At 37.6% G+C, this 14911-nt stretch carries 7 protein-coding genes and 1 pseudogene; all 8 read right to left on the reverse strand.

Annotated features, from left to right (window positions below; genetic code table 11):
• Nucleotides 1-106 precede the first annotated feature (106 nt).
• A pseudogene (locus H6G18_RS16555) lies at nucleotides 107-1201 on the reverse strand (condensation domain-containing protein); the annotation flags it as partial.
• Nucleotides 1198-3942, reverse strand: coding sequence for a non-ribosomal peptide synthetase (locus H6G18_RS16560; protein WP_190408201.1), 2745 nt, complete (start codon nucleotides 3940-3942; stop codon nucleotides 1198-1200). The gene H6G18_RS16560 and the pseudogene H6G18_RS16555, both read right to left, overlap by 4 nt.
• A 36-nt stretch (nucleotides 3943-3978) precedes the next feature.
• Nucleotides 3979-5232, reverse strand: coding sequence for a diaminobutyrate--2-oxoglutarate transaminase (ectB, locus tag H6G18_RS16565; protein WP_190408202.1), 1254 nt, complete (start codon nucleotides 5230-5232; stop codon nucleotides 3979-3981).
• Between the two features lie 160 nt (nucleotides 5233-5392).
• Nucleotides 5393-11326 carry a type I polyketide synthase gene (locus H6G18_RS16570; protein WP_190408203.1) on the reverse strand — a complete coding sequence of 1978 codons (5934 nt, stop codon included), beginning with the start codon at nucleotides 11324-11326 and terminating at the stop codon, nucleotides 5393-5395.
• Nucleotides 11327-11477: 151 nt separating this feature from the next.
• Entirely contained in the window at nucleotides 11478-12548 is a 1071-nt protein-coding gene (locus H6G18_RS16575) for an HAD-IIIC family phosphatase (RefSeq protein WP_190408204.1), read from the reverse strand.
• 3 nt (nucleotides 12549-12551) lie between these two features.
• A complete protein-coding gene (locus H6G18_RS16580; protein WP_190408205.1) occupies nucleotides 12552-13736 on the reverse strand; it encodes an acyl-CoA dehydrogenase family protein in 1185 nt (394 codons plus the stop codon).
• A gap of 23 nt (nucleotides 13737-13759) precedes the next feature.
• The gene (locus tag H6G18_RS16585) at nucleotides 13760-14008 is read right to left on the reverse strand and encodes an acyl carrier protein (protein ID WP_190408206.1); all 249 of its coding nucleotides are present in this window, start codon (nucleotides 14006-14008) and stop codon (nucleotides 13760-13762) included.
• Between the two features lie 19 nt (nucleotides 14009-14027).
• Nucleotides 14028-14882: a 3-hydroxyacyl-CoA dehydrogenase family protein gene (locus tag H6G18_RS16590; protein ID WP_190408207.1), complete on the reverse strand. Its 855-nt coding sequence runs from the start codon at nucleotides 14880-14882 to the stop codon at nucleotides 14028-14030.
• Nucleotides 14883-14911: the final 29 nt, after the last annotated feature.

Genomic DNA, 14911 nt, shown 5'->3' on the forward strand with positions numbered 1-14911 from the left:
TCCTGAGCCTATTTTATTAAACCAGATTTTTGCCAAGCTTACTTCTTTAGGACGTATTCATCCCGTTTCTACGGGCGTTGAACCCTCGTAATTTGGCAAAGGTATTGACAAAAAAACCAATTAGTTTTTCAATCTCTTGCCAGTTACGATTGGCGATCGGTGAACCTACTAAAATATCTTCTTGATTGCTGTAACGATGCAACAATGTCTTAAACCCGGCTAACAAGGTCATGAAAAGAGTTGCATTTTCATGACGGCTCAGTGTCTTTAACGCCTCAGTCAAATCAGTGGATAGAGCAAATGATTTTCTTTGACCACGAAAACTCTGAATTGGCGGTCGGGCATAGTCTGTGGGTAATTGTAAGACAGGCAGATTCCCACCAAGTTGTTTTTTCCAGTAAGTAAGAAGATTTTCGAGAACTTCTCTCTGCAACCATTGGCGCTGCCAAATAGCAAAATCTGCATATTGAATGGGTAATTCTGGAAGCGGTGAAGCTTGATTTTGAGAAAAAGCTTCATATAGTGCTGCTACTTCCTGAATGAGTATCCCCATCGACCAACCATCAGAGATGATGTGGTGCATAGTAAACATCACTACATACTCTTCTTGGGCTAATTGTAAGAGAGTACATCGCAGCAATGGTATTTCAGCTAATTTGAAACATTGCGAAGCTTCCGTACTCAGAAGTTTTTGAACTTCCGCTTCGCGCTCTACTTGCGGTAATTCTTGCAAATTAATTACAGGCAAATTTAAAGTCAAAGTCGGGTGGATGACTTGGACGGGTTGCCCTTGTTGTGAAGCAAAAGTGGTTCTTAAGACTTCATGCCGCCGTACAATTTCGTTGAGGGTCTTTTCCAGTGCTACTACATTGAGTGAGCCTTGCAGATCAAAGGCGGCTGGTAGATTGTAAAAGTTACTGCCTGGTTGTAACTGATCAATAAACCAGAGTCTTTGTTGAGCAAAGGATAGAGGTAGATTTTCCGTCCGTGGTACTGGGCGAATCGGCTGATTATGGGAACTGAAAGTTACGTTGTTTTTACGTATAAAAGCGAGGATTTCTTCTTTGCGTTCAGCTAGTTCTGCTTTAATAACTGGTGTCAGCGCACCTTGAGGGGCGTTGCAACGCAGGCGATTTTCTTCAACCCACAGTTTGATATCGAGACTGCAAAGATCGGATAAAAACTCTTCAATAGTTTTCATATTTCTATCTCCTCACGATCTACTGCATCCATAGAAATAAACTGTAGCTGTTGGACTGTCAGCATCTTTTCGATACGCTCTACCAATTGAGCAACTGTAGGTGCTTCAAATAAACTGCGTAAAGGCAACTCTACCCTAAACGCTTCGCGCAACCGGGAAATAACTTGAGTCGCCAGTAAAGAATGTCCACCCAAATCAAAGAAGTTATCATGAATACCTAGATGCTCTCGCTTTAATATCTGCATCCAAATGTCAGCAACTAGCTCTTCTGCGGGAGTGCGTGGTGCAACGAAGCTAATTTCTTCATTTTGAAAATTTGGTATAGGTAATGCCCGACGGTCTATTTTACCACTGGGAGTCAGGGGTAGTGCTTCTAGAGATAAAATTGCCGAGGGTACCATATAGTCTGGTAGCCTTTCTTTTAGTAAATTGCGTAATTTTTGGATTAGTTCGCTAGTAGCTATTTCATTCTGATGAAACTCTGGACTAAGAACAACATAAGCAATTAAGCGTTTATCATGAGCATTTTCCTCCCTCACAATAACTACAGTTTCTTTAACAGCAGAATGCTGATTTATTAGAGCTTCAATTTCTCCTAATTCGATGCGGAAACCACGAATTTTCACTTGATGATCTATCCGTCCCAGAAATTCAATATTTCCGTCAGGAAGCCACCTGCCTAAATCTCCAGTTTTATAAATTAAATCTCTATCTATTCCTGGTAATGGTTTAGCATTGGTAGAAAATGGATTAGGAACAAAATTTGATTTTGTCATTTTTTCATTCTGCCAATACCCTTCAGCTACCCCAAATCCTGATACACAAATTTCCCCAGGAAATCCAATTGGTACTAGTTGCATTTGAGCATCAAGAATATAGATATTTAAGTTTGCTAATGGTTTACCAATAGGAACTGTACGTTGGTTGTCTGGTAAAGGTTGAGTAACGATAAATTGAGTAATATCATCAGCAGCTTCACTTGGCCCGTAAGCATTAACTACTTTAATTGAGGGATACATCCTCAGCCACTTATTTACCAGTTCTACTGATACAGATTCTCCTGTGACCATCATCCATTTCAAATCGGGTAACAATCTTGCATCTGTGGGTAGTTGGGAGATGTAATCTAATAAGCCTGACAGGACGACTGGGACTAACTCAACAATAGTAATTTTCTCTTCTTTAATAACTTTGAATAACTTTTCTGGATTACAAATACTTTCGGTATCGATGATGACAGTCTTTCCACCAATTAAGATAGGCGCTAAAAATTGCCAAACGGAAATATCAGATGAAGCCGGAGCCGTTTGAAGAAAAGTCAAGTCTTCAGTCAACTCTAAAGCATCAAATTCAGCATAGATATGGTTGATTGCACTACCATGTCTAATAATTACTCCCTTTGGTAGTCCTGTGGAACCGGACGTATAAATCATATAAGCCGGATCGATTCCCTGATGATTTACCTTTAAATTCTCTTTAGGGAAGTTATCAAAATCTAGTTCATCATATATTTTTATAGTATTGAATGATTGCTGCTCTGATTTAATATCTAAACATATTAAGCATTCCAAAACCGGACAATCTTCCTGTGAAGCAACCAAAATATCTAAATAGGAAGAGTCTGTTAATAAAATTCTCACTTCGCTGTTAGATATCATGTATTTGATTCTATCAGGCGGATATGTACTATCAATTGGGACATAGACTCCACCAACTTTATGTATGGCAAGTATGCCTATGAGAAAGTTGATATCCCGTTCTTTAATAATTCCAACAAAATTTCCTTTTTGGACTCCTAGTTTAGACAAAAATATAGCTAGTTTATTTGCTTTATCATTTAATTCCCGGTATTTTAATTGAGTATTTCCAAAAACAGCAGCAAATTTGTCAGGTGTCTGTTGTACCTGTTTTTCAAACAACTGGTCTATTGTTTGATTGATGGGATATAGTTTTGTATTATCGTTAAAATCTTTTAATAAAATGTTGCGATCGCTTGCGCTTAAAACAGCGATGTCTGATATTTGAGTTAAACTATTGTTAATAACACAATTCAAAATATTAATATAACAATCGGCAATGATTCTAATACTCTTTTCTGTAAACAATAAATCATTGTAGTATATATGGCAGGCAATTAAATTGCCATTAACTTTAAAAGAAAAAATTAAATCATTTTTTAATTCTTTGACATCTTCTAAGCGATGTATATTTTCTAATAAAGCTATTGCGTCAAAAATGAAAAAGCGATTCTGGGTGTTGGGTAAGTTTAATAATTCAATCAATTCATCAAAAGAATAGTTTTGATGAGTATGACCATTAACAGCTATTTCTTTAACTTGAACCAGTAAATCTTTAAAAGCGAGTTGATTATCAACGTTAAAGCGTAAAGGAATTACTTTTGTCTGTAAATTATCATCACTTCTTGTTTTTGGATAAATTGGAGAGCCAACTATAACATCATTAGTTCCATTATATTTTTTGAAAAAAATGCTTAATACTGCTAAGAGTAATAAATATATAGCAAAATTAGAGTTATTCGTAAACTTAATGATTTTTTCAGACAAATCATTTAGTATTTCAAAGCTTACTGACTTTTTTGTGCCTTCATATATTGCAGGTCTGACATAATCTGCAATCAAAGTAGTCTCAGGTAGTTCGTCAGAAATTTGATTCAGCCAGTAAATCTTATGAGGAAATAAATTTTCAGCATTCAAGTTATTTCTAGTTTTATTTGCAATCATAATTTCCTTCCTCACTCTAATTAAATATTCAAAAGACTATGCTGCTAACTCATTAAAAGCTGTTTTGATAATCGAACAACCTTTTTGTAAAGTAGCCATATCAATTACCAAGGGGGGCAAAATTTTAATTACAGTATCATTTCTGCCTGCTAATTCAAGTATTAACCCTAGTTCAAAACAACGGGAGGTTATACTTTTAGCAAAAGTGTTACCGCCAAAATTTTTAACATCAATTCCCCAAATCATGCCAATTCCCCGGATTGCGATGTTTTCACTAATTGGGGCTATTTCTTGAGTGAGAAAATCTTTTAAAAAAAGCTCTTTAATTTTGACATCCTTTTCAAGATGGCTACTTTCTCTATATTCTAGAGCAGCTGTTGCTCCAATAAATGCTAATTGATTACCCCTAAAAGTACCATTATGCTCGCCTGGTTCCCAGATATCTAACTCTGGTTTAATTAATAATAGCGACATGGGAAAACCATACCCACTAATAGATTTAGAAAGTACTACCATGTCAGGAACAATATCTGCTCTTTCAAAAGAAAAGAAAGACCCTGTTCGACCGCAGCCAACTTGAATATCGTCGCAAATTAATAAAATATCATGTTCATCGCATAACTTCCTAAGTCGTTGCATCCAGTCAATCGGAGCTACAACAATTCCACCTTCAGCTTGCACTGTTTCAAAGATGATTGCTGCTGGTTTTTCAATTCCAGAATTAACATCATTTAAGACTGTTTCTATATATTCTATTGTGTCAAAACTTTCCATGAATCCATAGGGATAAGGCATAAAAGTTACATTACTTGATGTACCAATTGCCCCCGCTCTAATTCCAACATTGCCACTAATAGATAAGCTACCCAAAGTCATGCCATGATATGCTCCCATAAAGGAGAATATCCCCGACCTTTGCTTGACTTTTTTCGCTAACTTTAAAGCCGCTTCAACTGCATTTGTTCCGGTAGGCCCGCAAAACTGAATGCGATAATCTAGTTTTTTTGAACTTAATACTACCTCATCAAATTTAGCTAAAAACTTCTCTTTTGCAGAAGTATACATATCCAAAGCATGGGCAATTCCATCAGCATCTAAATATGATATGACTTTTTGTTTTATGTAGTCATGATTATGACCATAATTTAAAGCACCTGCACCAGCAAAAAAATCTATATATTCTTCACCTGACTCAGCATAAATGATAGAATCCTTAGCTCGATGGAATATGGCAGGGAAATTACGGCAATAGCTTCTGACGTTGGATTCACATTTTTCAAATGTATTCATATGTAGAAATCCGTGTGGGAGTTGTGAAAAATAGTTCTTTTAAACGAACCACAGAGACACAGAGGAGCCAGTATGTTGCGTGGGTTTCCCGCGTTGTAGCAACTGGCGTAACGCAGAGAGATAATAAATAAAGATTTTCACAAATGATTTAGAAGAAAATTTAAGTACATGAGGGAGAAGACCAATTAAAAGATACTTCTTTTTCTAAGATTGCAGCAATTTGTTGTTGTTCTGGTGTCAGCAAGGGTAAGTTTTTAATCTGGAAATGGGGATTAGTTATTAACCCTTGCAATAGCATTTCGATATCTTTGAGGATACCAGTAATGGTAGTAGTCTCAAATCTTCTAGAATCATAGGAAATAGCTATTAATAACTCTTTATTTGGGTACACAACCAAGTTCAGAGGATAGTTATTTCGGTAATACAATTCTGTATGTTGAAATTCTATATTTCCCTGCCAATCTCGGATGAATTCGCTGACAGGAAAATTTTCAACCACTACAATACTTTCAAACAAAGTGGAGTTTCGTGGGATTTCACTCCACTTATGAGCTTCTGTTAATGGAGTGTATTCATAGTCGCGTACTTCAACTAATTGCAATTGAAAACGCTGTAGCCATGACAAAAAAAGCTGTTCAGTATCTATATTGACATGGATGGGCAAGGTGTTAACAAACATACCCACCATTGATTCTACTCCATGCAAATCTGCTGGTCTTCCAGTAACAGTGCAACCATACAATATATTGTGGCAACAAGTATAACGACTGAGGAGAACGGCCCAGATACCGTTCATTATCGTAGCAAGGGTAAGATGATGTTGTGTAGCAAAAGACTGTAGCGCTTGTGTAGTGGTTGATGATAGTTGAATTATCTCTTCACTATACCTGACTTCTTGGGTAGGCGATCGCTCAATTTTTTCTCGTTTTTCTATATAAGTTAGAGGCGTTGCTGTTTTGACACCCTGCAATGCTTGTCGCCAAAAATTTTCGGCTTTGGATATATCCTGTTGCTGTAACCAATCAATGTAGTCCCGAAAAGGACGAGTAGGCGCTAAACTAGTTTCTTTACCTTGGCAAAGTGTCCCATAAGTTTCTACAAACTCTTGGAATACTAATGAGCCACCCCAACCATCGATAATAATGTGGTTAAAGCTCCAAATATATAGATGCTTGTCATCAGTAAAGCGAATTAAAGTATGACGCATCAAACATGGCTGAGAGAAGTCAAAACTTTTTTGGCGATCGCTTACAATATAAGAGTCAAGCTGTGATTTTTGTTCAACTGAATTTACATTAGACCAATCATAATAATTCAGGGGAACTTCTACCTGATTGTACACAATTTGTAATGGATTATCCAGTTCTTCCCAATAAAATCTAGTACGTAAAATTGGATGTCTATCCATCACCAATTGCCAAGCTTTGGCAAACGCCGTCATATCCAGATTGCCACGCAAAGTAAAGATATGTTGGAAAAAATATAAGGACAATTCACTATCAAGCAAACAGTGGAAAAGCATCCCCTTTTGTACAGGTGTAAGTTCGTATATGTCTTCAATATTTTCTAACAAATGCGGGTCATCACACACTCGCTGTATTTGCTGCAATAAAGATTGCTGGGAATTTTGTAAATCGGGCTGATTTTCTTCAAGGAAGCTATGCTGAATCGATGTGATTTCTAACTCTTCGGGTTCGATAGTTGGAGTAATAGATAAATCTGTTGCTAATTCAGCAATTGTTTGGTAGTGGAAAAACTGTTGAGATGTTAACTTCAAACCTGCTTGGTTAGCTTTGGCTGCAATTTGAATTGTGTTAATGGAATTTCCACCTAACTCAAAGAAGTTGTCGTAGATACCTATCTTGTCAATTCCCAGAATTTCTTGCCAAATGTCAGCCAGGATTTGCTCGATTTGGGTTTCGGGAGCAATGTAATCGTTACCTAAATTGGGACGAGGATGTTTTGCTTTTGAGAGATTGACTGAAGATAATTTGTCATCTAAAAGCGTTAATTTATCCTGTAAATATTGGGGAGAATTATTTTGCTGAATTAATGCTGGTAAATCTTGAGTTGAAACAATAAGATGAGGCAGCTTACTTCCTAGAATACGATTAAAAACATCGATACCTTCTTGAGATAATATGCCTTTTTTGATAATTTCTGCACGCTCTTGTTTAATACTATCTGGTAATACAGTTTCCACTGCAAAACCGACTTCTTGCCAAGTATCCCAACTGATTGATACTGTTAATCGCTCGGAGGTGGAAGTATGATAATGAGCGTAAGCATCTAAAAAGGCATTAGCTGCACAATAATCTATCTGTCCAAATTCACCCAAAATTGAAGTTTTGGACGAACAAAGTACAAAGAAGTCCAGATTTGTCTTCTGGAAAACTTCCTCTAAAACTAATGTTCCTTTGACTTTTGCTGCTAAGACATTATTAGCCATATCCCGCGTCTTGAGTTGGGTAACACCACCACCAGGAATCCCAGCCGCATGAATTACACCATGAATTTGACCGAATTTTTGTAAAGCTTGATCAATTATTGTTTGCATTTGTGCAGAATTAGTTACATCAGCACTTATGACCTCAATTTCTGCTCCTAATTCTTCAAGCGATCGCACTTTTTGAATCTGACGACTAATAGAGTCTTGGCTATCATGTTTTACTAGCCATTGTTCCCATTCAGATAGTTCCGGTAATCCCTTTCTACCGATGAGGATTAACTTAGCTTGGACTGTCTTGGCTAGATGTTCTGCTAATACTAAACCAATTCCTCCAAGTCCACCAGTAATCAAGTAAACTCCACCTTTTCTTAACTTAGCCTTGCTGGCAATCTGGTCATGTAATGGTACTGCATCAAAGGTTTGTATCCAGCGATGATATCCACGATAAGCAATTATTTCATTGGTTTTTTGCAGTGTTAATTCTGCTACTAATTTATCTATAATTTTTTGGGGTAAAGATGTTTGAACAGAATGTATTACTAAATCAACAAGACTGCAATCAATATGGCGATATTCCTTAGGAATTACCTTGCATGGGCCTAATACTGTCGCCTTTTGTGGATATAGTTTTTCATCACCATTTACATCATATAAATTACTGGTGACGACCATCATCTTAAGGGCATCCCAAATATCTTGTTTTCCGATTGCTTGTGCTAAAAATAACAGGCTATAGAAACTAAGATCCTGATAATATGCAAATAATTCTAAATCATTTGCGAGTGAAATATCATTTGGTGTAACATTCCAAAAATGAGCAACTCTATTTAGTTTAAACCCCTGTTGTTGCAATTCTTTAAGCAACATATCATAATCATCTGGGTGTTGGGGATTAATGACATAAATTCGCTCATCAAGCTTCCTAAATTGTTCTCCTAACCGTACAGTGATCACATCCTGATTCTGCTGTTCAAGCCGTTTGACAAATTTATTTCCTACTCCATAGTTATCTACAAAGACTAAGCAATGTAACTTTTGTTTGCTCACTTCTTCTTGGAAAAACTCAAGTGGCATGGATTGCTTCCATACAGGAATGTAAAACCAGTCAGTGATATTTGGCTTTTTATCTAACGATTTTTGTGCTACTGCTTCTGAGGTAGACGAGGAATCTAACTCAATAGAATAACGTTGATTTTCAACAGGATGTCTCGATGAATTTTGCTGTAACGATTCCTGGGCGGATGTAAACCAATAACGCTGACGCTCGAAGGGATAAGTTGGTAAGGGAAGACGATAACGGTATTCATTAGCGTAAAAGCTTGACCAATCAACCTTGATTCCCAACATCCACATTTGACCCAAAGAGTTGAGTAAAGATGCGACTTCTGAATGCTGTTCATGAGCATGGGGTATTGAGGTCAGCACAGCTAATTCTGCATTACTCAAAGTCTTTCCAAAACCAACTTCTAGCAAAACTCGCTGTTTATCTTTAAATAACTCGGCAATTCCTTCATGAAAAAGTGTTGACTGCTGTATTTGTACCCAATAGTTAGGGTCTGTTGTTTCAGCTTGAGTAATCCAAGTTCCGCTAACATTGGATATGAAGGGAATTTTTGGAGGATTGAGTTGGACTTTTTCTAACAACTCAGTAGAAAATTCATTCGCTACTAATCCCAAGGCATCCTCCAGGGAAAACACTCCAGCTAAAGTAGCAGCAACGTATTCACTGATACCTTGCCCAATCATTGCTTGAGGAGCAATACCCCAGGACATCCACAATTGAGCCAAAGCATATTCAATGACAAACAAGCTACTTTGAGCAAAGCCAGTTTGTTGCAGTTTTTCTAATGCGGTTTCTCGCTCAGATTCACTGGGATAAATTACGGAACGCAAATCAAACTCTAGATGTGGTTTTAATATTAAGCAACACCGTTCTACCTGGGCGCGAAATACTGATTCAGTTTCGTAGAGTTCTCTGCCCATGTTTGCATACACCCCATCTTTCCCAGGAAAGATGAAAGCAACAGAGCGAGTTCCTGACTCTGAAAATTGAGTTATCACTCGTTGTGATGCTGGCTGATTCAATGCCTGAATTGCGTCTTGGACATCAGAGCAAATCAACATTCGCCGATGACTAAAGTCTCTGCGTCCGACTTGCAAAGTATAAGCTACATCTGCAAGATTAATATCAGGATGTAGCATCAGATGTTGGCTAAGGTTTTGTGTGGCAGTTGCTAACGCAGACTCAGTTTTCGCAGAGAGTAGTAACAAATGATATTTTCTCCCCTGCTCCTCTGCTCCCCTGCTCACCCTCTCTACAACCGGGGCTTCTTCCAGAACTAGATGAACATTTGTTCCTCCCATTCCTAAAGAACTCACACCAGCACGCCGGGGAGTTGAGCCTGTTTTCCATTCTCTTAGCTTGGTGTTGACATAAAAAGGACTATTGGCAAAATCGATTTCCGGATTTGGCTGCTCAAAGTTGAGGCTTGGTGGAATCAATTGATGTTTTAGAGCCAAAACAGTCTTGATTAAGCCTGCAACTCCTGCGGCTGCATCTAAATGACCAATATTCGTTTTGACTGAACCAATGGCGCAGAAATTCTTTTTCTCGGTACTGGCACGAAAAACTTTAGTCAGCGCGGCAATTTCAATCGGATCCCCTAAAACTGTACCGCTACCGTGGGCTTCAATATAGCTGATTGTCTGTGGTTCTACCTCTGCTAACATGATCGCTTCGGCGATCGCTTCTGCTTGTCCATCGACGCTAGGCGCTGTATACCCAACTTTCATCGAACCGTCGTTGTTAATTGCAGCGCCTTTAATCACAGCATATATGCAATCACCATCGGCGATCGCATCTTGAACTCGCTTGAGAACTACTACTCCCACACCATTACCAACAGTCGTTCCCTGCGCCTTGGCATCAAAAGCATGACAATGACCATCAGGAGATAGCGGTCCTCCTGGTTCATAAAAATAACCAGTTTTTTGCGGTAATCGAATAGAAACCCCTCCCGCCAAAGCCATATCGCATTGATAATTTTGTAAACTTTGACAGGCAAGGGTAGTAGCAACTAATGATGTAGAACAAGCTGTTTGAACTGTAATACTGGGCCCGGTAAGATTTAATTTATAAGAAACACGAGTTGAGAGAAAACCTTTATCGTTGCCAATCAACTTTTGGTATGATTCCCCTGACCCTAATTGGTCATTTTGTAAATCAAAAGATAAATAGTTATTTAAGCTAGCACCAGCATAAACACCAATTCTGCTTGCACACTTTGTTGAATCGTAACCAGAATTTTCTAAAGCTGACCAAGCGCATTCTAAAAACAGGCGATGTTGAGGGTCTGTTACTTCCGCTTCCTTCGGATTCAGATCAAAAAATGCCGCATCAAATAAATCTATATTATCTAAAACACCACCGATTTTAACATAATTGCTATCATTTACTAACGCCGCAGGTACACCAGCAGCGATTAACTCTGCATCTGTAAATAAGGATAAAGACTCTACACCATCTTGTAAATTTTGCCAAAAAGATTCTACGTTCATGGCTCCAGGAAAACGCCCCGCCATGCCGATAATAGCAACTCCTTCCATCAATTCATAACTTTGATCAATATCACTTTTTTTATTCATATAATTGAACCTTTATTGCTTTTACTCACTTCCAAATACTCTCTGCGCTTTTGCGTCCACCGAATTTTGCTGAACGGGAGGAACCCGCGCACGCAACTTCTCTCTGCGTGATAAAAATCTTATTTTAATAAAAATAAAGCGCCATAAAATCTTAATCAATCACTTGAAATTTCACATATCCAGGCACATCTTGAATGCGACTTAAATCATTTTCAAAAATTACTAAATCGCCATGCTTTTCAATTTCTTTAAACCCGGCAAACTTATAAGATACATACATCATTCTGTTGCGATCGTTTGATACAAACTCTGCCAGAAGACGCACATTATTGCTTTGAGCCAGACTCATAAGATGATTCAACATAATTGTCCCGACTCCCCTCGACATCACCCGACAAGACATCAACAACAGCTTGATTGTCCATATTTCTGCTTGGCATTCAATCAAAACTAAACCTATTTTCCCGTAGCTACCATACTTATCTTCCAGACTCGCAATTAGCAGTTTATGGTTTTCTGAGGTGCGAAAATGATTCAGGTCATCGTAGGAGTATGTATAACCAGTTGTATTCAATTGGTTAGTCCGTAATGTTAACTCTTCTGCACGCTGTAAATCTTCTTCTTTTGCAGAGGATATAGTCAAATCCATCTTGAGAGTAGCTAAGAATTCATCTGCTGTGCCAACAAATTCTTTCTCTGCATTTTGCCGTTCAATATCGCTAACATACATCAACCTTCTAATTCGTGAATCTTCCGTAATAAAACGGGGATTCATAACTGGCATATCTAATATATCCCCTATTTTATTTGCGTTTATACAAAGAATTTCTGGTGAGGAAAACTTTACTTCTTCCAGTTCAAATAATTGGTCATCGATGAAAGCGATCGCATCCATCCCAATATTCAGTAATTTAGCAATTTCTTTGAGGGAAGCAGCCTTAGAATTCCAATTGATTTGGGGATATAAAAAATACTCTTTTAAACCAAATTGTTCCAATTTAGCTATTGCTGTAGCAAAATCATTCTTACTAGCTATAGATTGTAGGATACCACGATTATCTAAAGTTTGAATCAGATTTATTATATTTTCTCGCAAGACAACTTTTTCGTCTTCCAATAAAACTCCGTGCCATAGGGTATTATCTAAATCCCAAACAACACATTTAATAACTTTTTTATCTTTTTGTTTGCCATTTATATTTTGCTCTTGAGTACTAATCATATATTAAATTCTCTCTACTAATTTCTTGTCTAAGCTAGTAGTTACATTTGCCAAAAGATAATCTTGATAACCTGACTCGGCAATAGTAACTTCTTGAATTTGAGTACTACCTTCAATAATTTCCATAATTTTTGAGTCTCGTAAATACCTCTCAACAGGGTACTCACTACTACAACCATTACCGCCATGAATTTGCACAGCATCATTTGCTATTTTGGTAGCTACTGTAGATGCAAAATACTTCGCAATAGAAGTCTCTATAATTGAGTTGGGGTCGTTAATGTCTTTGAGATAACCAGCTTGATAACATAACAATCTTGCCGCTTTTGTGTTAGATATCATCTGAGTAATTTTTTGACGAATTAATTGATGTTCTTTCAAATAAACACCAAACTGTTTTCGCTCATTTGTATACTTGAGACAAGCTTCTAAACAAGCTTGAGCAATACCTACACATCCCGATGCCACACTATATCTACCATAATCAAGCGCAGAAGCAGCAATGTAGGAAAATCCAAAACCTAGTTTACCCACTAAATTTTCTTGAGGAATTTGACAGTTATTCAACTGTAATTCTGCTGGCATTGAAGCCCTAACACCTAAAATGCCAGAGGTTGGTTTGACTGAGAATCCTGGGCTATTTTTTTCAACTAAAAAAGCAGTAGGTTTACCGTCACATTTTGCAAAGACTAAAAATATATCTGCTATTTGTCCATAGGTAATCCATTTCTTCTGCCCATTTAAGATATAAGCGTCACCAGTAGGTGTTGCTGTCGTTTCTACACTCTTGGCATCGCTACCTACATTTGGTTCGCTTAACGCAAAAGCAGCAATAATTTCTCCAGATGCTAGTTTGGGAAGCCAATACTGTTTTTGAGATTTATGACCCCATTTACACAAAGCATGAGCAACCATGTTGTGAACTGTCAACAAACTCCGCACAGAAGAACATCCCCGTCCAATTTCTTCATTGAGAATGCCATAGGTAATCATGTCCATTCCCTGACCGCCATATTCTTGGGGTAAAATGGCACCGAGAAAACCACGTTGAGCTATTTTGTGAATAAGTTCTGGTGGGGTCAATTCTTTCCTATCCCATTTCCCAGCATCAGGACATATTTCCTGATTGACAAAAGCTTGAAATTCCGTTTGAGCTTTTTTTTGTTGAGCAGATAATTCTAGTTTCATAATACTATTTTGGCTACATAAAATTACTGCGTGAGAATAGCAGTTTTGCGTTCTACCAAATTCGCAATAGAGTTAATTGTGCGAAAATTTTCAAACTCCAAATCTTCGTTTTCAATAGCAATCTGAAACTCTTGCTCTACAAATAAAACAAGTTGCATGGCAAACATCGAGTTGACAAAGCCCAGAGCAAAAATATCTTCATCTGGTTGTAAGTCATGACTGCCGAAAAATTTGGCAAGAAAAGTTTTGACTTTAGTTTTAATTTCGTTCATGAGTCTTGATATTTCCTATTTATTGATATACGTAAAACCCTTTACCACTTTTTCTACCATGCAAACCGGCATCTACCATTTTTTTAAGTAAAGAGCATGGTCTGTACTTACTATCATTAAAGTTCTCATACAAAACTTCAATGGAAAATAAAATGGTGTCTAGCCCGATCAAATCTGCTGTTTCTAAAGGCCCCATTTTGTGACCAAAACAGCCTTTGAAAATTTTGTCTACATCTTCTGCTGTTGCTACTTGGTCTTGTAACAAAAAAACAGCTTCATTAATAGTTAACATCAACACGCGATTAGAAACAAATCCCGGTGAATCATTAACAAGGATACATTCTTTACCCATTTGAGCCAGTATTTTTTTGGCTGTCTCAATTGTTTGCTCAGATGTATGATATCCGCGAATCATCTCTACCATCGGCTTCATTGGTACAGGATTCATAAAGTGGATACCAACAATTTTCTCGGCTCGTTTGGTGGCAGAAGCTATGCGGGTAATGGGAATTGCTGAGGTGTTAGCGGCGAATACACAATCTGCTGGACAAATAGAATCTAATAGATGATAAACCTCTCTTTTAATATCCCACTTTTCGGTGACATTTTCTATGACAAAATCTGTATTTTCTAAATTTTTATAATCTGTCGAAAATTCAATTCTTTTGAGTACACTATCTGGAGTTTCTGTGTTATCACTTTTATGGTAAAAACTCTGAAAGCGGATATTATTTCTGATTTCGTGTTTAGCTTTATCTAGGATGTTTTCGGAAATATCTACCAGGATAACTTGATGGCCTGTTTGAGCGAGGTTTTGTGCAACCCCTATTCCCATAACTCCTGCACCAACAACACCTACTGTTTGAATGTTCATAACTCCAACACATCTCCACTTGGATATTC

The sequence above is a fragment of the Anabaena subtropica FACHB-260 genome (assembly GCF_014697105.1).
In the GTDB taxonomy this organism is placed as follows: Bacteria; Cyanobacteriota; Cyanobacteriia; order Cyanobacteriales; family Nostocaceae; genus Trichormus; species Trichormus subtropicus.